The following is a 25,830-nucleotide window of genomic DNA, read 5'->3' as shown; positions in this document are numbered from 1 at the left end:
CCTCGGATAGCGAACATGATCAGCAAATGGGAGGAAGCCATCATGGCGGGAAGCAGCTTCGGCGAGCCGCTGCAATCTGCCTGACCCTATGACGGCAGACTTTAAATTTGTTTAAGTTTGTGCGACGCAGCATCGTCGCAACGACGCCGCATTCTCAACCTTAAGCGTGCATTTCTATCTTCACTTTTCTTGTCTGAGGTGTACATTGGCACATCATCAGAAAGGGAGGGATGCCATGCGTGTTGTCATTGGCGCACTCGCAACGACGCTCGCGATTTGCAGTCCCGCGGCAGCCGCAGAAAAGATGACAGGCAAGGAATTGACTGCGCTTCTTGGTCAAGGCAAGGAGCTGATGTTGGGCGGTCCCGGCAAAGGATACGCGGGCAGCCTTACGCTCGACGCCAACGGGACAGCAATGGGACAGGTAAAGCTCGACAGCGGCCAAGTGATTCCGATCGAAGGCGTCTGGGCAGTCAAGAAGGACAAATTCTGTCGAACCTGGAAGGGTGGCCGCGACGCCGGCAGGGAAATCTGCGAGACGTGGGTCAAAACCGGACCGAAGTCAGTCGAAGTAATAGTCGGCAAGAGAGATCTCGGGACGAATTCTTGGAACTAGGCCTCGCGCCCACTTGCAACAAAAGGCTTGCAACCGATGGCGTTGCCCGTCATGGACAGCGCATGTCAGATCAGAACACGCAACGCCTCGACCAGCTTCTCGTCAGCCTTGGTCTCTTCGCCAGCCGCTCCCGCGCGCGCGATGCCGTGCAGCGCGGCACCGTCAAAGTCGGTGGCAAGGTCGTGGCCAAGGCCGGCGCGCTGTTTGGCGAAGATGCCGCAATCGAGATCGACGATCCGGCGCAGGAATATGTCTCGCGCGCAGCGTTGAAGCTCGCCGTCGCGCTGGATCATTTCAAGCTCGATCCGTCGGGGCATCGCTGTCTCGATGTCGGCGCTTCGACCGGCGGCTTCACGGAAGTCCTGCTGGCGCGCGGTGCGGCGCAGGTCACCGCGATCGACGTCGGGCATGGCCAGATGCATCCGCGCATATCGAACGATCCCCGTGTGACCAACATCGAGGGTCTGAACGCGCGCAACCTGACGGCCGAGGATATCGGGCACCCGATCACCTTCATTGTGTCGGACGTCTCGTTTATCTCGCTGAAACTGGCGCTGGCCCCTGCCCTTGATCTTGCGGAAGCGGGAGCCGTCGCCGCTCTCCTCGTCAAGCCGCAGTTCGAGGCCGGGCGCGATGCGATCGGCAAGGGCGGGCTTCTCAAGGATCCGTCGTCTGCGCCTGATGTCGCAGCCGAACTCGAGCATTGGTTCGTCGAGGACATGGGCTGGGAGAGCCTCGGACTGATCCCCTCCCCGATTGCCGGCGGCGACGGCAACCAGGAATTTCTACTCGCAGGAACAAAACCGTGAGCACGCAAACAGTTATGATCGAAAAGCTCGGCGCCCAAGGCGACGGGATCGTGCATGCAGACGGTGGGCCGATCTACGTGCCCTTCACCCTGCCGGGTGAAACCGTCGCCATTGCGCGGATCAAGACCCATGGCACGCTGATGTCCATCTCGGACCCATCAGCCGATCGCCAAGACCCACCTTGCCGGCATTTCGGACCCGACGGATTGAACGGCACCTGCGGCGGCTGCAGCCTGCAGCACATGAATGATGCGGCCTACCGCAGCTTCAAGCGTCAGCTGGTTGTCGATGCGCTGAAATCGAAGGGACTGACGCCCGAGGTCGCCGACCTCGTCGCCGCTCATCCCGGCGAGCGCCGGCGCGTGGTCTTCGCCGCGCGGCGGACCGAGAAGGACATGCTGATCGGCTTCAATCAGGCCGAAAGCCACCACATCGTCGCCATCGAGGAATGTCCCATCTCGTCGGCGGGCATCATTGCCAGGCTGCCGGCGATCACGGCGATTGGTGCGGCGCTGGCCAATAGCGCGGAAGCGTTCCGCATTGCCGTATTGGAGACGTTGTCGGGCCTCGATCTTGCGGTCGACGGCATCAAGAACCTCTCAGACCAGCAGCGTCGCAAGGCAATCGAGACGGTGCTTTCCTTGCGTGGCATCGCCCGCGTCTCGCTCAACGGCGAGATTCTCGTCGAACCATCCAAGCCGCTCGTCGATTTCGGCGGCGTCCATGTCGTTCCTCCGCCCGGCAGTTTCACGCAGGCGACCAAGCCGGCGGAAGACGCAATGGCGGAAGTCCTTCTGGCACATGTCGGCAAGGCGAAGCGCATCGCTGATCTCTTTGCCGGTGCAGGCACATTTTCGCTCCGCCTTGCCCGGGTCGGTCGCGTGCACGCGGTCGAGAGCGAGGATAAACCTCTCGTAGCGCTCGATCATGCCGCCCGCAACACGCAGGGCCTGAAACCGGTTAGCGTCGAAAAACGGGACCTTTTCCGCCGGCCGCTGATGACGTCCGAGCTGAAGGTCTACGACGCCGTGGTCTTCGATCCGCCGCGTGCCGGGGCCGAGTTTCAATGCAAGGAATTGGCGCGTTCGAACGTCAAGAAAGTCGTGGCCGTCAGCTGCAATCCGCTGACGCTCGCTCGCGATCTCGCTCTTCTCGTCGGGGGAGGCTATCGCATTACCGGTGTGACGCCGATCGATCAGTTCCTGTGGACGCCGCACGTCGAAGTCGTCGCGACGCTGGAAAAGTAGAGGCGATCTTCCAAACCAAAAACGCCCGCGACGAGCGCGGGCGTTCTGACTTGATGCATCGGTCGCAAATCAGGCGGCGCGACGGCCGTATGATGCTGCAGCCTGCGATGCGGTCTGCAGGTTGAACTGGCTAAGCAACTGCATCAGCTTGGCAGCTTCTTGGGCCAGCCCATGGCTCGCTGCCGTCTGCTCCTCGACCATGGCGGCATTCTGCTGCGTCCCCTGGTCCATCGTGTTAACCGCTGTGTTGATCTCGGCAAGGCCGGTCGATTGCTCGCGAGTTGCCGTGACGATGGCATCGACGTGACGGCTGATTTCCTGAACCTGGCCGACGATCGCCTCGAGCGCCTTGCCGGTATTGCCGACCAGCGTCACGCCGGAGCGAACCTGTGCGTTCGATGCGGTGATCAGGCTTTCGATTTCCTTCGCGGCCTGAGCCGAACGCTGCGCCAGTTCGCGCACTTCCTGAGCCACCACGGCAAAGCCCTTGCCAGCTTCACCGGCACGCGCAGCCTCTACGCCGGCGTTCAGTGCCAGAAGGTTCGTCTGGAAGGCGATGTCGTCGATGACACTGATGATATTGGCAATTTTTTCGGAAGACTGTTCGATCTCGGTCATCGCCGAAACCGCCTTGCGGACGATGTTGCCCGACTCTTCGGCGCCCGAGCGCGTACGAGTGACAAGCGTGCCGGCCTCCTCAGCGCGCCGCGCCGTGTCCTTGACCGTCGTCGTAATCTCCTCGAGTGCGGCTGCCGTTTCCTCGATTGAGGCAGCCTGCTGCTCTGTGCGCCGGGCAAGACCGTCCGCGGCCGTGCGGATTTCTCCGGCGCCCGCGTCAATCGCATGAGCATTGTCGCCGACCTCCTGAAGGACGGCCCGCAACTTGGCGACGGAGGCATTGAAATCGCTGCGCAGCCGATCAAGGTGATCGGCAAATGATGTCTCGATCGTCCGAGTGAGATCGCCTTCCGAGAGCGCGCCCAGCGCTTCGGCAAGCGCACCCACGGCATGCTGGATTTCTGACGCTTCGCGGGCCTTCGAGGCTTCGTTGCGAGAACGCTCCTGCTGAGCTTGCTCTCGGGTATGGTCTGCACTGCGTTCGAGGTCGAGGCGTGCGAAGGAGTTGTCGCGGAAGACGCCAACGGCAGCCGCCATGTCGCCAATCTCATCCTTGCGCCCGGCGTAAGGGACGGCGGTGTCGAGATCGCCGTCTGCCAGACGCGCCATGCGGCCTGCGATCGTCGAGATCGGCCGCGAAATGCGCTTCCACGCGAGGAAGGCAGCAGCGACGGCGACGGCGAGCGCGACGACGAGGCCACCGACGATCGACAGGACGCCTGCGTTATAATTGCCGGCTGCGGCAGCGAGCGCCGCATCGGTCGACTGCCGGTCCTTTGCGAGCATTCCGTCGACGAGGGTCTGAATGTTGTTCGCGGACATCGAAAGTTCGCCGCGAAAGAGGCTGTTTGCCTGGCTGCGCTTGCTGTCGAGCGCCAGCGCGATGATCTTGTCGGCGAGCGTAGCATCGTTGGCGAGCGCCTTCTGCAGCCGGCCGAAGTTCTGGCTCATATAGTCGCTCTTCGGCTGCTTTTCGAAGGCGTCGATGGCCGTGGCGAGGCGCTCACGGCGGGTCTTCAGCGTCGTCTCGGCGTTACGGAAGTCCGTCTTGCCCGTTGCAAGGAGATAGTCAGCGTAGCTGCGGCGAACATCGTTCAGCGTCGTGACGATCGCGTAAAGCCGCTCCGTGTTCGGGATGTTCTGCGCGCCGATCTGCCGGGTGTTCGCCTCCAGATTGGTCAACGAGAAGGCCGCGACCGCACCCTGTACCAAGGCAATGAAAACAAGAGACAGAAAGAGAAGTGGAAGGAGCGTTTTTATCTTCAGTTTGGACATGGGGGCGGTCTCATACGGCTAAAGTGACAAGGCGCAACCGATCAGGATCGATCGCCCGCGCAGTCACTCGCCTTGATGGTGTCGGGGAGAACGGTACGGACGATAGCCGTCCTGCGTCATGCATTGGATCTCACTAGAGACGAAGATCCGTAAGATTTGATTAAAAGTAGTACTTTTAATCATCGTCGGCAGCCGCCAGCCCGTGGCTTGGTGCCGTCTGTTCCTCGACCATGGCCGCATTCTGCTGCGTCCCCTGATCCATCGTGTTGACCGCGCTGCCAACAATGGAATTAACCACCCCTCGGCAAACCACGCAGACCGTGAGGTCGATCTCCTTGATCATGTCCACCATGGTCTCCAGCGAGAAGTCGCTGCCGACGACGCCGGCCAACTTGCCGTCGCGTTTGACCGGAATGGCCGCGCTGATAATGAGGTCACCGCTCGACGCGTCGTTGTAGGGTTCGGTCAAGACAGGGGCATTGGCCTTGACGGCATCCTGATACCATGGACGCTTGCGCGGATCGTAGTCAGCTGGCAGCGGAAGATCCGGCCAGGACGTGAAGACGCCCTTCTCATCGCCGAGATAGGTGCTGACGAACTGGCTGCGAAGGACATCGTTCTGCAGCACTCCCTTGACGCCCGGCTGGTCAGCAGTGCGGCCGATGGCGTTTGCAACCATTGCCGTCAGCGTCACACGGCCGTTCATCCAGTTGGCAAGACTATTGGCGGCCTGCTCGCCGGAAGAGCTGATGTTGGCTTCGATCGCGGCCGTCGCGGTGCTTCGCTCGACGGAATTGATGTAATAGGAAAAGGCGGCGAAAGCCCCGAGAACAACGGCGGACGCGGCAACGAGGATGCGCGTCATCAAATTCGTCTTCTTTTTCAAGGATTATTTCCTTTCGGGAGCAGTCCGCGCAGTGCTTGACGAACACGGGCCACTCGATGCGGCGGGCTATGGGCAAAGCGGGACAAAGCGCCTCATGCGCCAGGACGACCGCGACATCGCGCGCCGTCATGCCCCTAATATTAGAGGGGCGTTTAAAACAGGCTCAAAATTTGACGAAGTTCAAATATTCCACGTCAGCGGCGCATGAAGGCTTCGAAGGCGGCCCTCGCTTCGGCGCTATGCAGGCGATCGAAGAAATGGCGCGCCTCATCATCGATGCGGGCAATAACCTCATCGCGGTCGCCGCGGATCAGGTTGCGCGCGATCTTCAGCGCTTCCGGCGGCTTGGCCGCGAGCTTGGCGGCGGTGGCGAGTGTCGTGGAGTCGACCTCATCGGGCGCGCAGACCTTCCAGACAAGTCCCGCTTCCCGTGCTTCCTCGCCCGAGAACCCCTCGCCGGCTGCCAGCAGCGCGAAGGCGCGCTGGTGTCCCATGATGCGCGGCGCAAGCAGGCTGGACGCCGCCTCCGGAACGAGCGCCAGATCGACGAACGGTGTCCGAAATTGGCTGCGCGTTGAAGCGATGGTCAGGTCGCAATGCATATGCATGGTGGTTCCAATGCCGATCGCCAACCCGTCCACGCCGGAGACGATCGGTTTTTCAGAGCGGACCATGGCATAGAGGAACTCGACGATCTCCCGCGGCATGGCGCCCCCCATGGCCGCGGCCAGGAAGTCACCCAGGTCGTTGCCCGCGGAAAAGCAGCCTTCGGTGCCGAGAAAGGCTGTCGCCCGGATCGCCGTGTCGCCATCGGCGGCGATCAGCGCGTCCGTCATCGTCCGATACATCGCACGGGTGATCGCATTCTTCTTTTCCGGCCTGTTGAAACGGATGATCTGGATGCCGGGATGGGTTGCATCCTGGTCGACGATGACGTGCTCTGTCATGATGGTTCCTCAGGCGAGAACGATTTTGGCGGCCGCAAGGCTTGCAGCACCTGTGATGACGCAGTCCTTCAGCGCCGTAACTTCTGAAAGAAGATTCTCCGCAGCAAAGCGGCAGAGCGCGATGCGGCCCCCAACGCCACCGTCCGGCGCCTGCGCGAGCCCGCCCTTGGCGAGGTAGCAACCTGTCAGGACAAGGCCGAAAAGGCGCTGATAGGGTGTCGCGCCGGCCAGCGCCTCGGTGGTCTTGCCGTCGCGGACCTGCGCCAGCAGCCAGTCTGTCGCTTCGCCGAGGTCGGTAATGGCCGCGTCGAGCCGGTTTGCCGTCGCGCCAAAGCCATCGAGGTTGGAATGGCGGACCTGATCGGCGATCTGCTTCAGCTCAGCGATGAACCCGTGCACCTGCTCGCCATTCGCTAGCGTCAATTTGCGGGTGACGAGATCGATTGCCTGGATGCCGTTCGTGCCCTCGTAAATCGGTGCGATGCGCGCATCGCGCAGGTAACGCGCAGCGCCCGTTTCCTCGATGAAGCCCATGCCGCCGTGGACCTGAATGCCGAGCGAGGCAACGTCGACGCCGACATCGGTGGAAAAGGACTTGGCGATCGGTGTCAGCAGCGAAGCGCGTTCCTGCCAATGCTTTAGGCGGTCTGCTGCGCGATGCGACATGTCGATGGCATGCGCGCAGGCGTAGGAAATCGCGCGTGCGCCCTGTGTCAGCGCCTTCATGGTCAGGAGCATGCGGGTAACATCGGGATGCTCGATGATCGGGCTCATCCCGCCGCCCGTCCAGCGCGGCGCCTTGCCCTGGGTGCGCTCCTTCGCATAGGCCGTTGCCTTCTGCGTCGCCGCCTCGGCGATCGCAACGCCCTGCATGCCGACGGCAAGGCGGGCGTTGTTCATCATCGTGAACATGCAGGCGAGGCCCTTGTTCTCCTCGCCGACCAGCCAGCCGATCGCACCCTGCTCCTCGCCAAACTTGCCGTCACCATAGATCATGGTGCATGTGGGCGAGGCGTGGATGCCGAACTTGTGCTCCAGCGAATGCGCAAACAGATCGTTGCGGGCACCGAGCGATCCGTCCGGATAGACGAGGAATTTCGGCACCAGGAACAGCGAGATCCCGCGCGTTCCGGCCGGTGCATCTGGCAGGCGGGCAAGCACCAAGTGAACGATGTTGTCGGCGGCGTCGTGTTCGCCCCAGGTGATGAAGATCTTCTGGCCGAAGATGCGGTAGGTGCCGTCATCGTGGCGTTCGGCGCGCGTCTTGAGCACACCGAGGTCGGAGCCGGCGTGCGGCTCCGTCAGGTTCATCGTGCCGGTCCATTCGCCGGAGACAAGTTTTGCGAGGTAGGTACTCTTGAGTTCGTCGGAGGCATGGATGTTGATGGCCTCGATCGCCCCCATGGTGAGCGTCGGGCAGAGCGCGAATGCCATCGAACCAGAGTTCCACATCTCGAGCGCGGCGACATTCAACATATGGGGCAGCCCCTGCCCGCCGAACTCCTCAGGTGCGGTTAGGCCATTCCAGCCGCCAGCGATCCAGTTCTTATAGAGATCCCGCCAACCGTCGGGCGTCACCACGTTGCCATCCACGAGGCGCGAACCCTGACGGTCGCCGATCTCGGCGAGCGGCGCCACTTCGTCCGTGGCGAATCGTCCGGCTTCATGAAGGATGGCATCGACGAGATCCTCGCCGAGATCGCCAAGCAAGCCGGCCTCCATTGCGCTGCCCAAACCGGCGACATGCTTCAGCGTGAACGCGATCTCCTCGACGGGCGCCTTGTACATTCGTGATCTCCTCGCATCACAAGCCGTCGAGCGACAACGCCCTTCGGCACCTCCACGGGCAGAGCTAATTGATTTTTACGTAAACGTCAATTTCAAACTTTCTCTCTAAAAGTGGCGGAAGGACGAGTTCTCTTCGTTATTACGCACTTGCACAATCAACCGTCATAGAGAATCTCTAAGGACACAGACCGCCATCGCAAGAGGACCGGCGCATTATGGATACCCTGCCCGCCAACATACCGGGACTCGTGTGGGCCTACCGCTTTCGGCAGGATGGCGGCAAGGCGACTCGCCTTGCAAACAGCGCGCCGCAAGCCGAACTGACGAACGGCAGCGGCTTCTTCTGGCTGCATCTCAGTCTTGCCGATGCCCGGGTACCCGGCCTGCTCGACAGCATCGAGGGCCTGAACGACGATGCGAAGGCCGCACTGATCACACGCGACACGCATGCAGCAATTACCGTTGACGAACAGATGCTCTACGGCACGCTTGTCGATTGCCAACGCGAGTTCGATCACGAGACCGCTGATCTCGGCTGGCTGCATTTTGCCATATCCGATCGCTTCATCATCACCACACGGCTGCAGCCGCTACGCAGCGTCGAACGCGCTCGCGCGCTCATCGAGAAGAACCCGGCAAAGTTCGAACGGCCCGTCGACTTGTTTGAGACCCTGATGATCGAATTCCAGCGGACGCTGATCTCCATCGTCATGGAGATGACGGACGAGCTCAATGTTATCGAGGACTTCGTTTACGACACGACGCCTCGCGACGAACGTCGGCGGCTGGCGCCAGTCAGGCGCACGGTCGTCAAGCTCCACCGACATCTGCGGACCGTGCTCGCTTTGATGCGGCGCGCGGCCGCCTCGCATGATGACGAAATGCCCTTCGGCTTCGAGGACGTCGCCGGACGACTGACAGGCCGCCTTGAAACGGTCGATCACGACATTTACGCACTGCAGGACCGCGCGCGGCTTTTGCATGAGGAGATCGACTCGAAACTGTCTTCCGAGACGAACCGACACCTCTACATTCTGTCGATCATGACAGCCTTCCTGTTGCCGCCGACCCTGGTGACGGGGTTCTTCGGTATGAATACGGCCAACCTGCCTTTTGCCGAAGGGAGCGGCGGCACGGAATATGCCGTTGCCCTCATCATCGCGTCGATCCTGCTGGCATGGTGGCTGCTGAAGCGCGTTCGCATCCTCTGAATGGAGAAAGCCCGGTATTTCTGCCGGGCCTTGAGACGTAAGCCAGTTTCCCTCAGTAGTACGGTGAAACGCACTGTTGGCGTGGGCCGTTGTACGGCTGGAAGGTATTGTCGTAGGCGCGATAGGAGCGATAGCGCGCTTCGCACCAGGCCACATGGCCCGACCCAAGCGGAGCCGCCGGAGCGACATAGGGCGGCTGCGAGGCGATGGCGCCACCGATCACCGCGCCGGCTCCGAAGGCAGCGAGCGGGAACCAGTATCCGTTGTAGTAGCGGTAGCCGCTTCGATAAGAGGGATAGCCGCGGTAGCCACCATACCAGCCAGGACGATAGGCTGGGCGATACCTTGGATAATAACCAGGGCGATAGCCGGGATAGTAGCCAGGCCGATTTCCCGGGCGATAACCGGGAAGGCGGCAATAGGGACCACGGCAATACTGGACGTTCTGGACGTCACCAGATTTTTCGACATGCGGCAGGGCCTGCCTCTGCATCGCCTGCGAGGGCGTAAAGCCACTTGCCAACGTGACGAAGGAAACGGCGGCAATCGCTATCTTCTTAAAAAATCCCGTCATGGAATCTCCATTGCCAGGCTGGAATACGCGCGCATGATAACGCGAAGGCTAGGAAAACGTTCCAATGATCCGTTTTCATGCCGTTCTCGCGACTTTCCGTTTTTAAGCGATCGCGGATTAACCCGACATTAACCGACTTTCACCAGGCTCTTTCCATGAAGCAATCCTGGAGAAATCTTCTGCTTCGCCTGATGGTTCCAGCGCTTGCCGCCGGCGCTGTCACTCAGGCTGCGGCAACGGACACTCTCCCCTGGAAGAATCCCAACAACGCGCTCGTCGTCGACGCATACGAATTGAATACGATCGATTGGAATTCTCTGCTTTCCGACAAGCGCATAACCGCCTTCATCTCGAAGGCCTCCGACGGACTTCCGGAGAGCTTCTCCTGCACCGGCGATCATGCCGGGGACACGGTCGCGCACTGCAAGACCATGTGGCGCAAATATGCGGTGAGCCGCGAACTCTTCCAGACGCGGCGGCTTGTTGCCCGGGCGGCCGGCCTGCTGTGGGGCTCCTATCACCTTGCACGGCCGGGCAACCCGGTCGACCAAGCCAACCATTTCCTCGATTACGCCGATCCCAAGGACGACGAGATGATGATCCTCGACCTCGAGGGCATCGATCCGCAGAAGTTCATGTCGCTGGAGGACGCGCAGATATTCGCGGGCCATATCAGGGCGCGGACCGGACGCTATCCCGTTCTTTACACCAATCACAATACCGCCCGCTACATCGCCGCCTACCGCAACGACTACCCGGTGCTGGCGCGGCTGCCAATCTGGTATGCGCGCTACAAGCCCGACGTGAAGGGCGTGTTCCCGATGGGAAACTGGGATAACTACCTGATGTGGCAGTTCTCGTCCGGAATGAACTGCAGCAAGCGCCGCTGCCCTTATCGCGTCCCCGGCACCCTGACCGATATCGATGTCAACGTCGCGCCGATGAACCGGGCCGAGCTCGCAAAGGTGTGGGCTCGGGGCAATCTTCTGCCTGCGCACGAGCCCGACCCGCCGCTCATCCTTGCCAAGATGGAGATGGAGCCGCGCGGAAGACCCGCCCAAGGCCCGGCGGCCCCCGTACCTGTTGTGCCGGACCCCATCGTCACCTCCTCGATACCGCAGAGCGACGTGGCCCGTACCCGTCGCGACTTCTGAGGAGCCCTGTGCAAAAAAAGACCCCGCCTCTCGGGAGACGAGGTCACTCGGGAGGTAGGTTTCTCAGGTCAGGCGACGACGGAGAGCTTCGCTTGATCGCTTTGCAGGCGATTGACCATGAAGTTTGAGTACCATTCGAGGAATTGCATGACGCCGCCTTCGTGCAGCATCGAATAGGGGCCGGGCTCATATGCCGGCGAGTGAATACCGAAGGCGTTCTCCTCGACGATACGGCGGTCCTGGTCGTTGGTTTCGGTCCAGACGTGGGTGAGCTCGGCGAGATCGTAGTCGACGCCTTCGACGGCATCCTTGTGCACAAGCCACTTCGTCGTGACTGCCGTCTCGTTGGCGCTGAGCGGCAGCACGCGGAACGAGATCGCATGGTCGCCGAGAATGTGGTTCCACGTCGTCGGATAATGGAAGAGCAGCATCGTGCCGATGCGATCGATCGTCACGTCGTCTGACAACGACCGCTTGACGGCGCTCTTGCCGGACATGGTGTAGCTCTCGGCGTCCTCGATCAATGGCATGCGGGCCGTGCGGAACTGACCATCGGGAGAAATCTGGAACTTGCTTGGCAATCCGGCCGCCTCGCAGCGTGCCCAGTGACCCGCGATCTCGGGATCGTCAGCGCCGCCATCCGTGCCCGTGACGCTCGGCGCTTCCGGGTACGTGCGGCAAAGCTCCGGATGGTTGGCCGCGCAGTGATAGCACTCACGGTTGTTCTCCCAGACGAGCTTCCAGTTGCCCTTCTCGATGATCGTGCTCTGGAAGGCCACCTTCGCGTCGCTCAGGTGATGCGGCACCATGTAGGGCGCCACCATGTCGCGGACGGGCTGGAAGTCCGGCGCATTCTGGGCGAGACAGATGAAGATGTATCCGCCGAAGCTCTCGCAATGAACGGGCTTCAGGCCGTAGCCGGTCTTGTCGAAATCGTCACCCATATGGCGCGCGAAAGCAAGCTTGCCATCGAGGTCGTAGGTCCACTGATGATAGGGGCAAACGAGGCGAACCGAGGAACCGTGCTCCTTCGTGCAGACACGCGAGCCGCGATGGCGACAGCTGTTGTGGAAGGCACGGATGACGTTGTCGCGGCCGCGAACGATGACAACAGGGTATTCGCCGATCTGCACCGTGAAATAGGCACCGGCCTTCGGCAGTTCACAGTCGTGGCCCATGAACAGCCAATCGCGATAGTAGATCATTTCCATATCGAGCTTGAAATAATCTTCGTCGATATAGAAGGGCTGCTCGAGGCTGAAGCCTTCCCGCCGGGTCTTGAGTTGCCGCAATACGTTGCTGCGAATATCCATCTGCACATCCTCGTATAGTGGGCCCGCCGCTTGGTCGAAGGCGGGAGCCGCCGGAGCTTCACTCCCTCTCCGTCAGGAGATTTTCTTGAAAGGCATTTAAACATCGCCGGCGCGCGGCGTTTGGTTGTAAAGCGACATCGGCTTCGAAAATGACGACAGGCGGCAAAGGAGTGCGGAATTGAAGACAGCATTCCGCCTCTGCACGCTCCGTTGCTGGCAGCTAAGGCAAATTACGACATCGGCGCAACCCAATTCGCAGCTGGGCTTCCAGGCGACTTTGCCGTGACTATCGCATCTGCGACATGATGGTATCGGTCCATTCCTATGAAGCCGCGATGACCGCTGGGTTTAATATACCGTTAAGCATGATTGCCTATCCTTGCGGCATCAAACACGCATGCGGATATGCACCATGGCGAAGCTTCGCTATTTCGACGCCGGTAACAGCATCAATGCCCGCGAGGTCCCAGTCGCCGCGCATTCGGAATTCCTGCGCACTGGAAAGATTACGCGGACCCGCTCGCACTGGCTCGCCGAAGAGCGGCGCTACCTCTCGCATGACGAAGTCGCCGAGAGGACGGGCCGCAAGCTGGAGACGGCCGGCGCCAAGACGCATCAGCATATCAACGGTTTTCACCATTCGATCCGGTTTCCGAAGATGCTCTTCCATCGGACGCTGCAGGATAGCCCGCATCTCGGCTACTGCCACGTGACGGCGGCGCGGACGAAATTCGCCCGTTACCAAGAAGTCAGCTGGGCCTTCTACATCGCGAATTTCTACGCCGACATTGGCGACAACGACAATTTCTTCCAGCAGATCGACGTGAAGTATTCGCGCATGTACTTCGCCGTCGCCATCAAGCCGGGCGAGCATACGCCCGAAAAAATGACGATCGACCGCTCAGTGCGGGGCAACGGTCTGCTTTTCCGTACCGACGATCCGCAAATCGCCATCAGGAACGTGCTGTTGCTCGGCGCGCGCAACGAACAACTGCGCGAGATCATTCGTCAACTCTGATCGGGATCATCGGCCAGCTCTGATATTGATCGGATCGCCCGGAAGGCATAAGGACTGCCCGACAGCAATCCGGGCGGCGCATGGCACGATCGATCGACATCACGAAGGACAGGCAGCAGGCTATCGAAGCCGGTTGCGCAGTACTTGGCGCGGGATTCCCGATAGCAATCCCGACGGAAACCGTCTACGGGCTCGCCGCCGATGCCACCAATCCGATCGCGATCGCCCACATCTACGAGACCAAGGGACGCCCGCGCTTCAACCCGCTCATCTGCCACATGGCCGATCTTGCCATGGCGGAAAGACACGCGGCGTTTGACCCCGTTTCGCGCGCGCTGGCCGAAGCTTTCTGGCCAGGCCCGCTGACGCTCGTGCTGCCGCTGAAGCCGGAGAGCGCCATTCATTCGCTCGCAACTGCGGGTCTCGATACCGTCGGCATCCGTGTTCCGAAAGGCTTTGCAGGCGAACTGATCCGCGCCTTCGGGCGACCGCTCGCCGCGCCCAGCGCCAATACGTCAGGCAAGATCAGTGCGACGAGCGCTGCCCATGTCGACGCCGATCTCGGCGAGCGCATCAGGCTGATCCTCGATGCCGGTGCGAGCACCGTCGGTGTCGAGTCCACGATCGTCAAGGTCGAGGACGGCAAGCTCAGGCTCCTGCGACCCGGCGGTTTGCCGGCGATTGAGATTGAGCGTGTGGCAGGGCAAAAGCTTCTGAGATCCAAGAAGGCCTCGGCGGCCATCGAGGCGCCGGGAATGCTGGCATCCCACTATGCGCCCGGCGCAACTGTCCGGCTGGACGCAACCCGTGTCGATGCCGGCGAGGCGTTGATTGCCTTCGGCAAGACGTCTGTTGCCGGCGCCGAAGACGCCAGAATCGTCCTCAATCTCAGCCAGGACGGAGATCTTGCGGAAGCGGCGGCCAATCTGTTCGATTATATGAAGAGAGCCGATGCCAGCGGCGCCGCGACAATCGCCTTTTCAGCCATCCCCGACGAAGGGCTCGGCGAGGCAATCAACGATCGACTGCGCCGCGCCGCCGCGCCACGCGAATAAGCAAGAAGGATCAAGGTTTCGATGAGCAGCGTTTCCCCCGAACTTCTCGACCGTTTCGCCGCCATCGTCGGCGAGAAACACGCGCTTCGCAGCGAGGCGGATCTCGCGCCCCATCTGATCGAGAACCGCGGCCTATACCATGGCTCCTCGCCTCTCCTTCTCAAGCCTGGCTCCGTCGAAGAAGTGTCGGCGATCCTGAAGCTCGCAACCGAGACCGGAACTGCGGTCGTGCCTCAGACCGGCAATACCGGCCTCGTCGGCGGGCAGACGCCGCGCGAGGGCAAATCTGATATCATCATCTCGCTCGAACGCATGAACAAGATCCGCGATGTCGATCCGGTTGCCAATGTCATAGTCGCTGATGGCGGTGCGATCCTCGCTGATGTGCAGAAGGCAGCAGAGACGCACGGCAGGCTGTTCCCACTATCGCTCGGCTCCGAAGGCTCGTGCCGGATCGGCGGCAATCTTTCAACGAATGCCGGCGGCACGGCCGTGCTTGCCTATGGCAACATGCGACATCTCTGCCTCGGCCTCGAAGTCGTGCTGCCGACCGGCGAAATCTGGAACGGCCTGCGTCGACTGAAGAAGGACAACACCGGCTACGATCTACGCGACCTGTTCATCGGCGCGGAAGGCACGCTCGGCATCATCACCGGCGCGGTGCTGAAGCTGTTTCCGCAACCGCTTGGAAAACAGGTCGCGTTCGCGGGTGTTAATTCGGTCGAGGATGCCCTATCGTTCTTCAACCTTGCTTCCAGCCTTTGCGGCACGTCCCTGACAGGCTTCGAGCTGATGCCGCGTTTCGGCGTCGAGATTACCGCCCGCAACATCGAAGGCGTGCGTGATCCACTGGAATCGGCCCATCCCTGGTATGTGCTCGTCGATATTTCGACGTCCGATTCCCCCGAGACTGCCGAGCGCATGATGACGGCGCTGCTCGAGCATGGTTTCGAGGCAGGGCTGGTTCAGGACGCTGCAATCGCATCTTCGGTCGCGCAGCAGAAGGCGCTCTGGCATATGCGTGAGAGCATGTCGGACGCCCAAAAGCCGGAAGGCGGATCGATCAAGCACGACGTTTCCGTGCCGGTTTCGGCGATCCCGGCCTTCATGCGCGAGGCCGGGGATGCGGTCATGGCCGCCATGCCCGGCGCCCGCATCTGCGCCTTTGGCCACATGGGCGACGGCAATATCCACTACAACATTTCCCAGCCGGTCGGCGCGGACAAGCAGGCGTTTCTGGCACGCTGGCGCGATGTGAACCACATCGTCCATGGCTTCGTACTGGCGCATGGCGGGTCGATTTCCGCAGAGCATGGGATCGGTCAGCTGAAGCGCGATGAACTGGCCTCGATCCGGCCGGCGATCGAAATGGAACTGATGCGCAGGATTAAGCGCGCCTTCGACCCGGCTGGCATCATGAACCCCGGCAAGGTTGTCAGTGTCGACCAGGCGTTGCCGACAAACTAGCTGCTCGTGCCGCCGTTGGTCAGAAGCTGCAGCGCCGGCGAACTGTTGGTATTGTTGGCGAGATCGTACATCGCGGTGAACCGCCGCAGCAGCTTGTCCACCTTCTTTGAGTCTTGAAGATCGTCGAGATTGACGAACTTCCCAAGCATGGAGAACTGCTTGGCGACATCCATGTTCGATACGCTGCTCGGCAGGCTGAAGGTGGTTGTGATCACCTGGAACAACGCCTTGTCGCCGAGGATCGTGTAGAGCGATGTGATATCAGGCGCGCTGCGGGCGAAATATAGCGCGAGGCGTACGCCGTCGTTCGTTTCGCCTTCCTGCGTTTCCAGCGTCTGCTGAACATACTTCTGCTGCGTCCGGTCTTCGGCACCCACGTTCTGGACCGCTCCGATCTTGGCGCGCGTCAGGTTGCCATCGGTATCGAAGTTGAAGTCCGAGACAATCTCCTTGAACTTCGATTCGGCTTTCGTGTTCAGGTAGCTCTTGGGATCAGACGGATCGGAGGTGAAAATCTTCCGCAGCGTCTCCTCGTCGTATTTCTTCGGGTCGAGACCGTTTGCGGTCAAGGCCAGGCTGGTCAGCTTGTCGTTCGACAGGAAGTCGTCGAGAGTGCTCACCTTCGCCATGCCCTTGGCGAAGGCATCGACGACCTTCGTCGCATCCTCGGAGGCTTTGTCCCTGAGCGGGCCATCGCTCATGCCCATCAGCGTGCGCGACTTATAGTTGGTCGCGTATTTCGCCATGACCGCGGACGGCAGCGGCTGTATTTCGGCAGATGCCTTGCCGTCTGCTCCGAAATTGAAGGCGCGAACCAGATTGGTGATCCGCTCGTCCTTCAGCGAGGCGACGTAGCCGTCGGGATCGTATGGGTCGCTCTTCAGCAGCTTGCGGAACATTGAGCGAGACACGTCTTGCTCCGTCAGCCCGTAGGCGCGAAGCGCCATATCATAGAGCTCAGGCAGGTCATCGTTCTTCCTGTCAAAGTCTGCGGCAGCGTTGGAGCGCAGAAAGTCATCGACCCTCTTGATATTGCCGTCAGTCATCCGCTTCTTGTAGTTTGCCACGGCTTCGTCGATCGCCTCGTCCTGCGCGTCTGCATATCGAGCGCCGTAGAACGTCGTCGTATCCATCAACTGTGTGCTCGATTGCGGGCCGGATGCGCTGGCAGCCGAACCATCGGCGGCAAAGCTGAATGCCGCGTTGAGCGTGCTCAAACCCCGGCTGGCGGCAAAGCTCGCGTCGGTCAGTATGCTTTTCAGATCCGCGTCGCTGACGCTTCCCGGAACTCCATAGACTGACCGTATGGTGTTCATCATCTGCCCATCGGCGATCAGGTTGTCGACATTGGAAATCGTCGGGATCACGGTCTGGAAGTAGGAGAGGTTGGCGCTGACTTGCGAACTCGTAGCCCGTGCCTGACCGATCGTTTGCGCACCTGCGCCATCGGCAACACTACCATCGGCCCGGAAATTGAAGGACGCATGGACGTCGTCGTAGCCCAGCAGGCTTGCGTAGCTCGCATCCGTCAAGACGCTGCGAAGATCCGCATCGCTGACGCTCTGGGGAAGGGAGTAGGCATCCCTGATGTAGTGGGTCAGCTGGGTATCGGCGATCAGGTCATCGACGTTGGTGATGCCGACGATTTTTGATTGGTAGTAGCTCGTCGTGTTTGCGGCCTGGTTGGACATCGCTTTCATCTGGTCCGACGTCTGCGCGACATAGGACGCCGCGGCCGAGTTGACGGTTCCGTCCGCGTTGAAATTGAAGCTCTGATTGACAACGCTGAAATCCATCAAACTTGCGTAGCTCGCATCGGTAAGCACGAGCCGGAGCGCTGCATTGCTGAAATCGTCCCCCATGCTGAAGGCCGTCTTGATATAGGACGTCAGCCGGCTGTTAGCGATCAGATCGTTGACGTTGGTGATCGTCCCGATCTTGGACAGATAGTAGGCCTTGTTGTAATCGGCAGCCGCTGCGGTGGTGATCGACGGGACAGTCAGATTATACTGTTCCATGACGGTGTTCTTCTGGGTGGCCGTCTGCGCCGCGCCGTTGACGGTACCGTCTGCGTTGAAGCTGAATTGTGCGGCAAGCGCCTTGTATTTGTCGTTGCCGTTGAGATTGACAAAGCTGTTGGGATCGCTGACGTCGCTCGTCAACACCTGCGCCAGGAAGTCCTTGGAAACGTAGGTGGGATCGATGCCGTAAGCTTTCAGAACATAGGTGCGGACCCGGCTGTCGCCGACGAGATCGGAAACGTTCTGCACGGCGTCTATCGCGTTGCTGTAGTATGTCGTTTCGGTCGCGGCGTTCTTGCCCTCGTCCGCGAACGACTGCGTATAGAGACCGATGAGATCGTCTTCCTGTGCGTCGCTCTGGGCGTCCGCCGCCGGCGTATTGAAATTGAAGGCGGCCGCGAATTCCTTGTAACGCGTATCCGAGAGCTTGTTGGCAAAGCTGTTGGCGTCGGTCAGGTCACTTTCCAGGACCTTTTTCATGAAGGCCTTCGCGTAGGTCATGTCATCGAGGCCGTAGGCCTTCATCGCATAGCTGTAGAGCCTGTAGTCGCCGAGGAAATCGTCTACGTCTTTGACCTTGTTGATGTTGTCGTCGTAGTACTCGGCATCGCGCTTGACCGTGGCCTGCGATGCGACGCGGTCCAGGCTTTGCTTCATGTTCCCCGACAATATGTTGTAGGCCATCGAAGCAGAGATCATAACGTGCCCTTTTCCGGCAAAGTCTTCAAATTATGACAGAGTGGTTGGCGGCATTCTGCGATAAAAAGCTTACCCGAGACTTACTCGCACCGCGTTGCAAAACGGCACATCCGCCGTTCACCCTCCGGAAACCTTGCCGGCTTCGGTTTTGATAACCATCCACCGAGGCAAAGTTTTCTTAACCGCGATTTTTAAGTTGTCCGGAACAGCCGCCGCCTATTGTCGAGCCATAGAGGGCGAAAAGCCCCGAGGAGAAGACCGGAAGCCGGCTCTCAGGTAAGACAAGGGTAGAATGAACATGAACAACACCGTTATGAAGCCCGTGTGGGCTGGAACGACACTGCGTCTCGATCCGTCTCGCTTTCCCCAGCAGGTCAGCTACGCCATCCATGACTCCTCAAGTGACGTGAGCATAACGATCGACGAACGTGGCGCGATCCTGCGCAAGGTTCTTCCCTCGAGCGGCCTGCCGCTTTCGATCGCCCTTCCCAAGCGCGCCTTCAAGGGCGTTGCCGCCCGCGCCATCGACCATGGTGACGGCGAAGTCACCGTCACCCTGGAACTTCACCACGAAGATCCCGATCTCTGTGTCCCGTTGCTGGTCGCCCATGATCTCTCCGACATAGCCGCCGACTGGCGCGGCTGGTCGGAGGCCTTCCGCATTCCGATGCTGATGGTCGAGGCCGACGGGGTTGCACGTCCACTGGAAGAACATCTCGGCGACCTGCGCACCAGCGCGTTGAAGCCGCGCCGCCGCCACTCCTACTTCGCCAACCGCCGCCCGCGCTTCCTCGTGCGCCGCACAACCGGTAAGCTCGGCGTCGCCATGAAGATCGAAGGCAAGGAAATCATCGCCCGCAGCTGAGCGGTGCGGCGTTTCAAATCATCAATGCCCGGCCTTTGTGCCGGGCATTGTCGTTTTCGCCTCAGGGCAGGACGAAGAGAAGCGAAAGAAAGAGGCCGAGAAAGATGATCAGGCCAACGCGATTGTTGGACTTGAACAATGCCAGGCACTGATCGCCGTCGTTGATATCCAGCGTTACGATTTGCCAGGCAAACATGCCGGCCGCAATGAGCAGACCGAGATAGGCAAATAGGCCGACGCCTGCGACCAGGAAGGCGCAGAAGGCGAGCACAAGCGTCAGACCATAGAGGCCGACCAGCCACTGTTTCGTCTTGTCGCCGAATAACCGCGCGGTGGAACGAACGCCGATCAGCTCATCGTCTTCCTTATCCTGGTGGGCGTAGATCGTGTCGTAACCGATCGTCCAGACCACCGAGGCGACGTAGAGGAGGATCGGCGCCAGCGAAAGGCTGCCGAAGATCGCCGCCCAGCCCATCAAGGCGCCCCAGGAGAAGGCAAGGCCAAGGAAGAACTGCGGCCAGTCCGTGAAGCGCTTGGCAAAGGGATAGAGCGCCACAATGGCGAGCGAGACGACGCCGAGGATGACCGAGAACCAGTTAAGCTGCAGCACGACCAGCAGCCCTACCAGCGCCTGCAGGACGATGAACACCTTCGCCTGCGTGCGCGTGACCCGGCCCGACGGCAGCGGACGTGAGCGGGTACGCGCCACTTCCATGTCGATCTTGTGATCGACAAGATCGTTGTAGGTGCACCCTGCGCCGCGCATCGCGACAGAGCCGATGAAATACAGCACGAGATGGAAAATCAGCTCTCCGCCGGAGAACTGGCCAACATAAGCCGCCGCATTCGCGGCCATAGCCGCTGACCAAAAGCAGGGCCACATCAAGAGCTGCCAGCCGATCGGCCGATCCCAGCGCGCAAGCTGCGCATAGGGCCAGAGCCAGGGAGGCAGGACCCGATAAACCCAGTTGTTCGAAGGCGCATCCGCAACGCGCCCGTTTATTCCGCCGATCTGTTGCATGCCGCCATCTAGCGATCGGTTGAAGCACGGGTCAAGCCGTCATGCGGCCGCACCGCTAAACTCCTTAGAGCCCTGCTCCGCGGAAATGTAAACGCGGGCAAGAACAACCGCGGCATAGCTCACGCCAACTGCCTGATGGAATGCAGCAGTCGCCGAGACGGCGAGGATAAGGATGTTCGGTTTTCCATCGACCAACAGCAATGGCGAGGTCGCAAACCGGTACGCAACCACGATGAGCAGCATCGAAAGGACCACCGGCAAAATGATCCCCGCGATGAGCCGACCGAACGTTGGGAAAAATCGAGCTATTGCCACGCCGGAGAGCATCTACAAGCGATGTCCCAAGACCGGTGATGCTCGAGGTCGGCCAGGTTCCCAATAGCGACAGTACCAGTGCGTAAACAATCAACGTAGCGGAAGCAAAGATCAGCACGCTTGCCGACACACCTATCTGCGAGGGCAAAAACATGAACACCGGCAGCGAGATGACGAGCGCGCCTACCAGGAGCGCTGCCGTCTTCAGAAAGTAAGGAATTGTTTTGGCGAAGCCTGCGCGCTTTCCAACCTCACCGAACGGTCCGGCGTAGAGCACCGCTCTTTGAACACACATTGCGAGATAGCTCCACATGAAGGTTGTCGCTCCGCTGGACGTCGTTCTACTGGAGAGCCGTCGAACATCCCAAGCGCGATCGTAGCGATGACCACCGTCACGTACATAGCCCGGTTTCTACCGATAATGCTGAAAGTCTCGCGTAGCATCCCACGCTCCCCTCGCGCCTCAACTGTCGCACTCAATCTGAGTCGGAACTGCGCGTCAAAGTCGTATTGCTAAATGCCATTCCAACGCCGGATCACCGGCTCCGCCAGGTCGTGCTCGTAGCCGAGAACGCTGATGCTTGACGTGTCGAGGATGAAGCGCGCGCCGTCCGTCGGCGACAGTCCTAGCCAGCGAGCGCCAAGCACGCGAAGGAAATGCGAGCTGGAGAAGATCAGGATCGGGGCATTGGCCTGCTGCAGTTCCGATATGATCCGGTCGGCTCTTGCGCCGACGTCCTGCGCCGCCTCGCCTTTCGGGCAGCCATCGCGAAACAGCTGCCAGCCGGGCCGGGTTGCAAGGATTTCCTTGGTCGTGATGCCCTCATAGGCGCCGTAGTCCCATTCGGCGAGATCGTCCTTGACGATCGCGCTGGCGCCAAAGCCGGAGAGTTCGCAGGTTTTGCGGGCGCGCTGCGACGGGCTGGACCACACAGCGGTGAAGCGCTTGTCCGCAAGGCGCGGACCGACCTGGCGCGCCGCCGCTTCACCATTTTCTGTCAGAGGAATATCGCTGCGGCCGGTGTGTCTTCCGGAAAGGCTCCATTCCGTTTCGCCGTGCCGGACGAGATAGATCTCGGGAAACGCAATGCTCATGTGTCGGCCCCTTTCCAGAAAAGAAAAGGCGCGGTGGGTGCCGCGCCTTCCTGGTGATCACAATATAACCTTTTCGAGCGGCGGACGCGTCGCCTCGAATTCCTTCAACTTCGCCTCGTTCTGCGCGATGTAGTTGCGATTATCCGGCGTGGAAAACTGGTTCTTGGAAATCTGGATCTGCATGACGAAGAGTTCGTCCCAGCGGAAGCCAATTTCCGAGCCGGCCAGATAAAACTCCCACATGCGGAAGAAGCGCTCGTCGTAAAGGGCGACAGCCGCGGCCTTGTTCACCACGAAGCGCTCGCGCCAATGGCGGAGCGTTTGGGCGTAGTGAAGCGGCAGCACTTCCACGTCGCGCACCAGAAGACCGGCCTTCTCGATCGCAGGGATCGTCTCTCCGATCGAGGGGATGTAGCCTTGCGGGAAGATATACTTTTCGATGAAGGCGTTGGTCGCGAAGCTCGGCTTCGGTCGGGCAATGGAATGCAGGACCATGACGCCGTCATCGGCCAGCAACGCGTGCACCTTCTTGAAGTACTTGTCGAAGTTGCCGATGCCGACATGCTCGAACATGCCAACCGAGACGATACGATCGAACTTCTGACCGGTCATCGTCCGGTAGTCCTGCAACTCGAAGCGGACACGGTCGGCCAGACCGCGCTGTTTCGAACGCTCGCGCGAGATCTTCAGCTGCTCTTCGCTGAGCGTGATGCCGGTGACATCGAGGCCGGGCGCGGCTTCCGCCAGATACATGCCCATGCCGCCCCAGCCGGAGCCGATCTCAAGCACGCGCTGGTTCGGTTCCAGCAGGAGCTTGGCGGCAATGTGGCGCTTCTTGGCAACCTGCGCCTCCTCCAGGCTGATGCCCGGCGGGTCGTAGTAGGCGCAGGAATACTGCCAATCCTGGTCGAGGAAGAGTTCGAACAGCCTTTCGGACAGATCGTAGTGGTGTGCCACGTTGCGCTTGTTGCGATTGACCGGCAGACGGCTTTTCAGCTGTTGAAGAGCGATGCGGCTGATCAGGAGGGCCGCCATCGGGATATCGAAGATTTCGTTGGTGGTGTTCTGTTTCACCATCTCCAGGAAATCGTAGATGCTGCCGTGTTCAAGTATGAACCGGCCCTCCATGTACATTTCGCCGAGCTTGAGGGTGGGGTCGCGGCGGATCAACTTCTCCGCCTCCTCGTCGGCAACGCGAACGACGACCAGATCACCAGTACCGTCGCCAATCATATGCCTCTCGCCATTGGCGAGTGTGAGCTTCAGGTTACCCTTGCGGATGAGTTTTTTGACAATCGATAAGAAAGCCGACGCCATTGATAAGGCCTCGCAATGTGACAGGACAGTCCGATCAACTTAGTATCTATCATCCGCCTTACAAGCGCCGTATTTCGCACCTCGGCAACATGGTCGCCGATGTGTGACATTTTTGCAAATGCGACTGCTAAGCGCTTATTTTCGCTTCATCGCTTCGGCCAACGCAGCTCCAAAGGCGCCATGGCTCTCCGGCTTTGAAGGGGCCGCGCGTCGGTCGTTCTGGCTGCGCACCGGCTGGTTTCCACGCGACTCACCACGCGGCGCCGAAGGCTGCGAACCGTCGTCCTTTCTCATCGACAGACCGATGCGTTTACGCTTGGCATCGACCTCCACGACGCGAACCTTGACGACGTCGCCGGCTTTCACAACCTCGTGAGGATCTTTGACGAAGCGATCGGCGAGCTGGGAAACATGAACCAATCCGTCCTGATGTACGCCTATGTCGACAAAAGCGCCAAAGGCCGCGACGTTGGTGACCGTGCCTTCCAGCATCATGCCGGGCTTGAGATCAGAGACCTCGTGAACGCCTTCGGCGAAGGTCGCGGTCTTGAAGCTCGGGCGCGGGTCGCGGCCGGGTTTTTCCAGTTCGGCGAGAATGTCCTTCACCGTCGGCAGGCCGAATTTCTCATCGATGAACCTACCCGCATCGACCGCCTTTAGGACAGCGCTGTCGCCCATCAGCGAGCGCAGGTCGCGACCGCAGGCGGCAACGATCTTCTTGGCAACGCCGTAGGCTTCCGGGTGGACCGAGGAGGCGTCGAGCGGCTCCTTGCCATCGCGAATGCGCAGGAAGCCAGCGCATTGCTCGAATGTGCGCTGGCCGAGGCGCGCGACTTTCAGGAGATCGCGGCTGGTCTCGAAGCGGCCTTCGCTGTCGCGGTGCTTGACGATCGCCTCGGCGATCGAGGCGCCAACGCCGGAGACGCGGGAGAGCAGCGGCGCGGAGGCGGTGTTGAGATCGACGCCGACGGCATTCACCGCGTCTTCGACGACGGCATCCAGCGAGCGTGACAGCTTCTGTTGGTCGACATCGTGCTGATACTGGCCGACGCCGATCGATTTGGGCTCGATCTTGACGAGTTCGGCCAGCGGATCCTGCAGGCGGCGCGCGATGGAAACGGCACCGCGCAGCGATACGTCGAGGTTCGGGAACTCCAGTGCCGCTGTTTCCGAGGCGGAATAGACCGAAGCACCGGCCTCCGAGACGATCACCTTGGTCGGCTTGGCGCCTGGCAGTTCGGCGAGCATGTCGGCCACCAGCTTTTCCGTCTCGCGGCTGCCGGTGCCGTTGCCGATCGAGATCAGCTCGACATTGTGCTTGCGGATCAGCGAGGCAAGTTCGACCTGCGCACCGCGCACGTCATTTCTCGGCTGGAAGGGATAGACGGTGGACGTCGCGACCACCTTGCCGGTCGCATCCGTGACGGCGACCTTGACGCCGGTGCGGATGCCCGGATCAAGGCCCATGGTCGGGCGCGAACCGGCGGGCGCTGCCAGCAACAGATCCTTGAGATTGCGGGCGAAGACGTGGATAGCCTCTTCCTCGGCGCGCTCGCGAAGCTCGCGCATCAAGTCGAGCGACAGCGACATTGAGAGCTTGACGCGCCAGGTCCAGCTCGCGACCTCCATCAGCCAACGGTCGCATGGGCGACTGTTGCCGATTTCGTAGGCCGCTGCAATCATGCGCTCGACCGGCTTGTTGGGCGATGCGGTCTCGACATCCGCGTCGATCGTCAGCGTCAGCACCTCCTCGTTCCAGCCGCGCAGCATGGCCAGCGCGCGGTGACCGGGGGCGGTTGCCCAACGTTCGGAATGGTCGAAATAGTCGGAGAACTTCTCGCCCGATGCCTGCTTGCCGTCGACCACCTTGGCCTTCAGCAGGGCCGCGTTGCGCATATGGGCGCGCAACTTGCCAAGCAGATCGGCATTTTCGGCAATGCCTTCAGCGACGATGTCGCGCGCGCCTTCGAGTGCCGCCTTCACATCCGGCACATCGGCGGTGATGTAGCCTTCCGCCAGCATCGCAGGCTCCTTCGAGCGATCGGTTAGGATGGCTTCTGCCAGCGGCCCGAGGCCACGCTCACGGGCGATCTCGGCGCGGGTGCGGCGCTTCGGCTTGTAGGGGAGATAAAGATCTTCGAGCTCGGCCTTGGTGCCCGCCTTGGCGATCTTTGCCATCAACTCGTCGGTCATCTTGCCCTGGCCGGTGATGGATTGGACGATGGTGTCGCGGCGAGCTTCCAGTTCGCGCAGATAGACCAGGCGCTCGGCGAGATTGCGCAGCTGCGTATCGTCCAGGCCGCCGGTCACTTCCTTGCGATAACGGGCGATGAAGGGCACCGTTGCTCCCTCGTCCAGCAGCTCGATCGCCGCCTTGGCCTGATCGGGCCGGGCGTTGATTTCGGAAGAGATGACAGCGGCAAGCGAGCGAAGGTCAGCGGCCATGAGAGTTCCTGCGTTTCACGAAAGTTGCGGGACCATAGCGGCGAAAAGCGGCAAGGCAATGCCCGACGTCCCTA

At 60.7% G+C, this 25,830-nt stretch carries 21 protein-coding genes and 1 pseudogene; 10 read left to right on the top strand and 12 right to left on the bottom strand.

Going from position 1 to position 25,830, the window contains the following annotated elements:
• Window positions 1-235: 235 nt before the first annotated feature.
• From LPU83_RS43365 to LPU83_RS43355, 3 genes are all read left to right on the top strand, one after another.
• Window positions 236-616: a hypothetical protein gene (locus LPU83_RS43365; RefSeq protein ID WP_024314263.1), complete on the top strand. Its 381-nt coding sequence runs from the start codon at window positions 236-238 to the stop codon at window positions 614-616.
• 62 nt (window positions 617-678) lie between these two features.
• On the top strand, window positions 679-1,425 hold the full coding sequence (locus LPU83_RS43360; protein WP_037069108.1) for a TlyA family RNA methyltransferase: 747 nt from the start codon (window positions 679-681) through the stop codon (window positions 1,423-1,425).
• A complete protein-coding gene (locus tag LPU83_RS43355; RefSeq protein ID WP_024314265.1) occupies window positions 1,422-2,672 on the top strand; it encodes a class I SAM-dependent RNA methyltransferase in 1,251 nt (416 codons plus the stop codon). The genes LPU83_RS43360 and LPU83_RS43355 overlap by 4 nt, the downstream gene beginning before the upstream one ends.
• Before the next feature lie 69 nt (window positions 2,673-2,741).
• On the opposite strand, the gene LPU83_RS43350 is transcribed toward LPU83_RS43355, so the two are convergent.
• Together LPU83_RS43350 and LPU83_RS43345 are read right to left on the bottom strand one after the other, a co-directional pair.
• A complete protein-coding gene (locus LPU83_RS43350; RefSeq protein WP_024314266.1) occupies window positions 2,742-4,565 on the bottom strand; it encodes a HAMP domain-containing methyl-accepting chemotaxis protein in 1,824 nt (607 codons plus the stop codon).
• A 322-nt stretch (window positions 4,566-4,887) separates the two neighbouring features.
• Window positions 4,888-5,451, bottom strand: a pseudogene (locus LPU83_RS43345) (cache domain-containing protein); the annotation flags it as partial.
• Between LPU83_RS43345 and LPU83_RS43340 the strand changes: the two are divergent.
• Window positions 5,420-5,659: a hypothetical protein gene (locus LPU83_RS43340; RefSeq protein WP_141652550.1), complete on the top strand. Its 240-nt coding sequence runs from the start codon at window positions 5,420-5,422 to the stop codon at window positions 5,657-5,659. The pseudogene LPU83_RS43345 and the gene LPU83_RS43340 overlap by 32 nt on opposite strands.
• Here the strand turns inward: LPU83_RS43340 and LPU83_RS43335 are convergent.
• Window positions 5,646-6,398: a crotonase/enoyl-CoA hydratase family protein gene (locus LPU83_RS43335; RefSeq protein WP_024314268.1), complete on the bottom strand. Its 753-nt coding sequence runs from the start codon at window positions 6,396-6,398 to the stop codon at window positions 5,646-5,648. The two genes, LPU83_RS43340 and LPU83_RS43335, sit on opposite strands and share 14 nt — an antisense overlap.
• A 9-nt stretch (window positions 6,399-6,407) precedes the next feature.
• Window positions 6,408-8,186 carry an acyl-CoA dehydrogenase family protein gene (locus tag LPU83_RS43330; protein ID WP_024314269.1) on the bottom strand — a complete coding sequence of 593 codons (1,779 nt, stop codon included), beginning with the start codon at window positions 8,184-8,186 and terminating at the stop codon, window positions 6,408-6,410.
• A gap of 215 nt (window positions 8,187-8,401) precedes the next feature.
• On the opposite strand from LPU83_RS43330, the gene LPU83_RS43325 reads away from it, so the two are divergent.
• The gene (locus tag LPU83_RS43325) at window positions 8,402-9,397 is read left to right on the top strand and encodes a transporter (protein WP_024314270.1); all 996 of its coding nucleotides are present in this window, start codon (window positions 8,402-8,404) and stop codon (window positions 9,395-9,397) included.
• Between the two features lie 52 nt (window positions 9,398-9,449).
• Here the strand turns inward: LPU83_RS43325 and LPU83_RS43320 are convergent, their stop codons facing one another.
• Window positions 9,450-9,971, bottom strand: coding sequence for a BA14K family protein (locus LPU83_RS43320; protein ID WP_024314271.1), 522 nt, complete (start codon window positions 9,969-9,971; stop codon window positions 9,450-9,452).
• Between the two features lie 191 nt (window positions 9,972-10,162).
• Between LPU83_RS43320 and LPU83_RS43315 the strand changes: the two genes are divergently transcribed.
• Window positions 10,163-11,125 carry a glycoside hydrolase family 25 protein gene (locus tag LPU83_RS43315; RefSeq protein ID WP_024314272.1) on the top strand — a complete coding sequence of 321 codons (963 nt, stop codon included), beginning with the start codon at window positions 10,163-10,165 and terminating at the stop codon, window positions 11,123-11,125.
• Between the two features lie 68 nt (window positions 11,126-11,193).
• Here LPU83_RS43315 and LPU83_RS43310 read toward each other — a convergent pair whose 3' ends face one another.
• The gene (locus LPU83_RS43310; protein ID WP_024314273.1) at window positions 11,194-12,438 is read right to left on the bottom strand and encodes an aromatic ring-hydroxylating oxygenase subunit alpha; all 1,245 of its coding nucleotides are present in this window, start codon (window positions 12,436-12,438) and stop codon (window positions 11,194-11,196) included.
• A gap of 412 nt (window positions 12,439-12,850) precedes the next feature.
• On the opposite strand from LPU83_RS43310, the gene LPU83_RS43305 reads away from it, so the two are divergent.
• From LPU83_RS43305 to LPU83_RS43295, 3 genes are all read left to right on the top strand, one after another.
• Window positions 12,851-13,456, top strand: coding sequence for a DUF6656 family protein (locus LPU83_RS43305; RefSeq protein ID WP_024314274.1), 606 nt, complete (start codon window positions 12,851-12,853; stop codon window positions 13,454-13,456).
• An 80-nt stretch (window positions 13,457-13,536) separates the two neighbouring features.
• Window positions 13,537-14,511 carry an L-threonylcarbamoyladenylate synthase gene (locus LPU83_RS43300; RefSeq protein WP_024314275.1) on the top strand — a complete coding sequence of 325 codons (975 nt, stop codon included), beginning with the start codon at window positions 13,537-13,539 and terminating at the stop codon, window positions 14,509-14,511.
• 21 nt (window positions 14,512-14,532) lie between these two features.
• Window positions 14,533-15,978 (top strand): FAD-binding oxidoreductase, encoded by a 1,446-nt coding sequence (locus LPU83_RS43295; RefSeq protein WP_024314276.1) that lies wholly within the window; start codon window positions 14,533-14,535, stop codon window positions 15,976-15,978.
• On the opposite strand, the gene LPU83_RS43290 is transcribed toward LPU83_RS43295, so the two are convergent.
• Window positions 15,975-18,698, bottom strand: coding sequence for a DUF1217 domain-containing protein (locus tag LPU83_RS43290; RefSeq protein ID WP_024314277.1), 2,724 nt, complete (start codon window positions 18,696-18,698; stop codon window positions 15,975-15,977). The genes LPU83_RS43295 and LPU83_RS43290 overlap by 4 nt on opposite strands.
• A gap of 298 nt (window positions 18,699-18,996) precedes the next feature.
• On the opposite strand from LPU83_RS43290, the gene LPU83_RS43285 reads away from it, so the two are divergent.
• On the top strand, window positions 18,997-19,563 hold the full coding sequence (locus LPU83_RS43285) for a DUF6101 family protein (protein ID WP_024314278.1): 567 nt from the start codon (window positions 18,997-18,999) through the stop codon (window positions 19,561-19,563).
• A 61-nt stretch (window positions 19,564-19,624) separates the two neighbouring features.
• Here LPU83_RS43285 and ubiA read toward each other — a convergent pair whose 3' ends face one another.
• The 5 genes from ubiA to LPU83_RS43260 form a co-directional block, all read right to left on the bottom strand.
• Entirely contained in the window at window positions 19,625-20,584 is a 960-nt protein-coding gene (ubiA, locus tag LPU83_RS43280) for a 4-hydroxybenzoate octaprenyltransferase (protein WP_024314279.1), read from the bottom strand.
• Window positions 20,585-20,648: 64 nt separating this feature from the next.
• Window positions 20,649-21,212 (bottom strand): hypothetical protein, encoded by a 564-nt coding sequence (locus tag LPU83_RS43275; RefSeq protein WP_231052184.1) that lies wholly within the window; start codon window positions 21,210-21,212, stop codon window positions 20,649-20,651.
• Between the two features lie 200 nt (window positions 21,213-21,412).
• Window positions 21,413-21,994, bottom strand: a complete 582-nt coding sequence (locus LPU83_RS43270) for a histidine phosphatase family protein (protein WP_024314281.1) — start codon at window positions 21,992-21,994, stop codon at window positions 21,413-21,415.
• Window positions 21,995-22,051: 57 nt separating this feature from the next.
• Window positions 22,052-23,311: a cyclopropane fatty acid synthase gene (locus LPU83_RS43265; RefSeq protein ID WP_024314282.1), complete on the bottom strand. Its 1,260-nt coding sequence runs from the start codon at window positions 23,309-23,311 to the stop codon at window positions 22,052-22,054.
• Window positions 23,312-23,446: 135 nt separating this feature from the next.
• Window positions 23,447-25,756, bottom strand: coding sequence for a Tex family protein (locus tag LPU83_RS43260; protein ID WP_024314283.1), 2,310 nt, complete (start codon window positions 25,754-25,756; stop codon window positions 23,447-23,449).
• Window positions 25,757-25,830 lie beyond the last annotated feature (74 nt).

Origin of the sequence: Rhizobium favelukesii (genome assembly GCF_000577275.2) — a bacterium.
Lineage (GTDB): Bacteria > Pseudomonadota > Alphaproteobacteria > Rhizobiales > Rhizobiaceae > Rhizobium > Rhizobium favelukesii.
Note: the sequence above shows the minus strand (reverse complement) of the source record. Positions and strands in the feature narration are given on the sequence as shown.

Coding starts and splice junctions, on each gene's coding strand:
- LPU83_RS43295 (WP_024314276.1), top strand. CDS start 14,533: ATGAGCAGCGTTTCCCCCGAACTTCTCGACCGTTTCGCCGCCATCGTC.
- LPU83_RS43275 (WP_231052184.1), bottom strand. CDS start 21,212: ATGTGGAGCTATCTCGCAATGTGTGTTCAAAGAGCGGTGCTCTACGCC.
- LPU83_RS43310 (WP_024314273.1), bottom strand. CDS start 12,438: ATGGATATTCGCAGCAACGTATTGCGGCAACTCAAGACCCGGCGGGAA.
- LPU83_RS43360 (WP_037069108.1), top strand. CDS start 679: ATGTCAGATCAGAACACGCAACGCCTCGACCAGCTTCTCGTCAGCCTT.
- LPU83_RS43290 (WP_024314277.1), bottom strand. CDS start 18,698: ATGATCTCTGCTTCGATGGCCTACAACATATTGTCGGGGAACATGAAG.
- LPU83_RS43260 (WP_024314283.1), bottom strand. CDS start 25,756: ATGGCCGCTGACCTTCGCTCGCTTGCCGCTGTCATCTCTTCCGAAATC.
- LPU83_RS43315 (WP_024314272.1), top strand. CDS start 10,163: ATGGTTCCAGCGCTTGCCGCCGGCGCTGTCACTCAGGCTGCGGCAACG.
- LPU83_RS43285 (WP_024314278.1), top strand. CDS start 18,997: ATGAACAACACCGTTATGAAGCCCGTGTGGGCTGGAACGACACTGCGT.
- LPU83_RS43335 (WP_024314268.1), bottom strand. CDS start 6,398: ATGACAGAGCACGTCATCGTCGACCAGGATGCAACCCATCCCGGCATC.
- LPU83_RS43320 (WP_024314271.1), bottom strand. CDS start 9,971: ATGACGGGATTTTTTAAGAAGATAGCGATTGCCGCCGTTTCCTTCGTC.
- LPU83_RS43340 (WP_141652550.1), top strand. CDS start 5,420: ATGCGCGTCATCAAATTCGTCTTCTTTTTCAAGGATTATTTCCTTTCG.
- LPU83_RS43350 (WP_024314266.1), bottom strand. CDS start 4,565: ATGTCCAAACTGAAGATAAAAACGCTCCTTCCACTTCTCTTTCTGTCT.
- LPU83_RS43270 (WP_024314281.1), bottom strand. CDS start 21,994: ATGAGCATTGCGTTTCCCGAGATCTATCTCGTCCGGCACGGCGAAACG.
- LPU83_RS43330 (WP_024314269.1), bottom strand. CDS start 8,186: ATGTACAAGGCGCCCGTCGAGGAGATCGCGTTCACGCTGAAGCATGTC.
- LPU83_RS43265 (WP_024314282.1), bottom strand. CDS start 23,311: ATGGCGTCGGCTTTCTTATCGATTGTCAAAAAACTCATCCGCAAGGGT.
- LPU83_RS43365 (WP_024314263.1), top strand. CDS start 236: ATGCGTGTTGTCATTGGCGCACTCGCAACGACGCTCGCGATTTGCAGT.
- LPU83_RS43300 (WP_024314275.1), top strand. CDS start 13,537: ATGGCACGATCGATCGACATCACGAAGGACAGGCAGCAGGCTATCGAA.
- LPU83_RS43305 (WP_024314274.1), top strand. CDS start 12,851: ATGGCGAAGCTTCGCTATTTCGACGCCGGTAACAGCATCAATGCCCGC.
- ubiA (WP_024314279.1), bottom strand. CDS start 20,584: ATGCAACAGATCGGCGGAATAAACGGGCGCGTTGCGGATGCGCCTTCG.
- LPU83_RS43325 (WP_024314270.1), top strand. CDS start 8,402: ATGGATACCCTGCCCGCCAACATACCGGGACTCGTGTGGGCCTACCGC.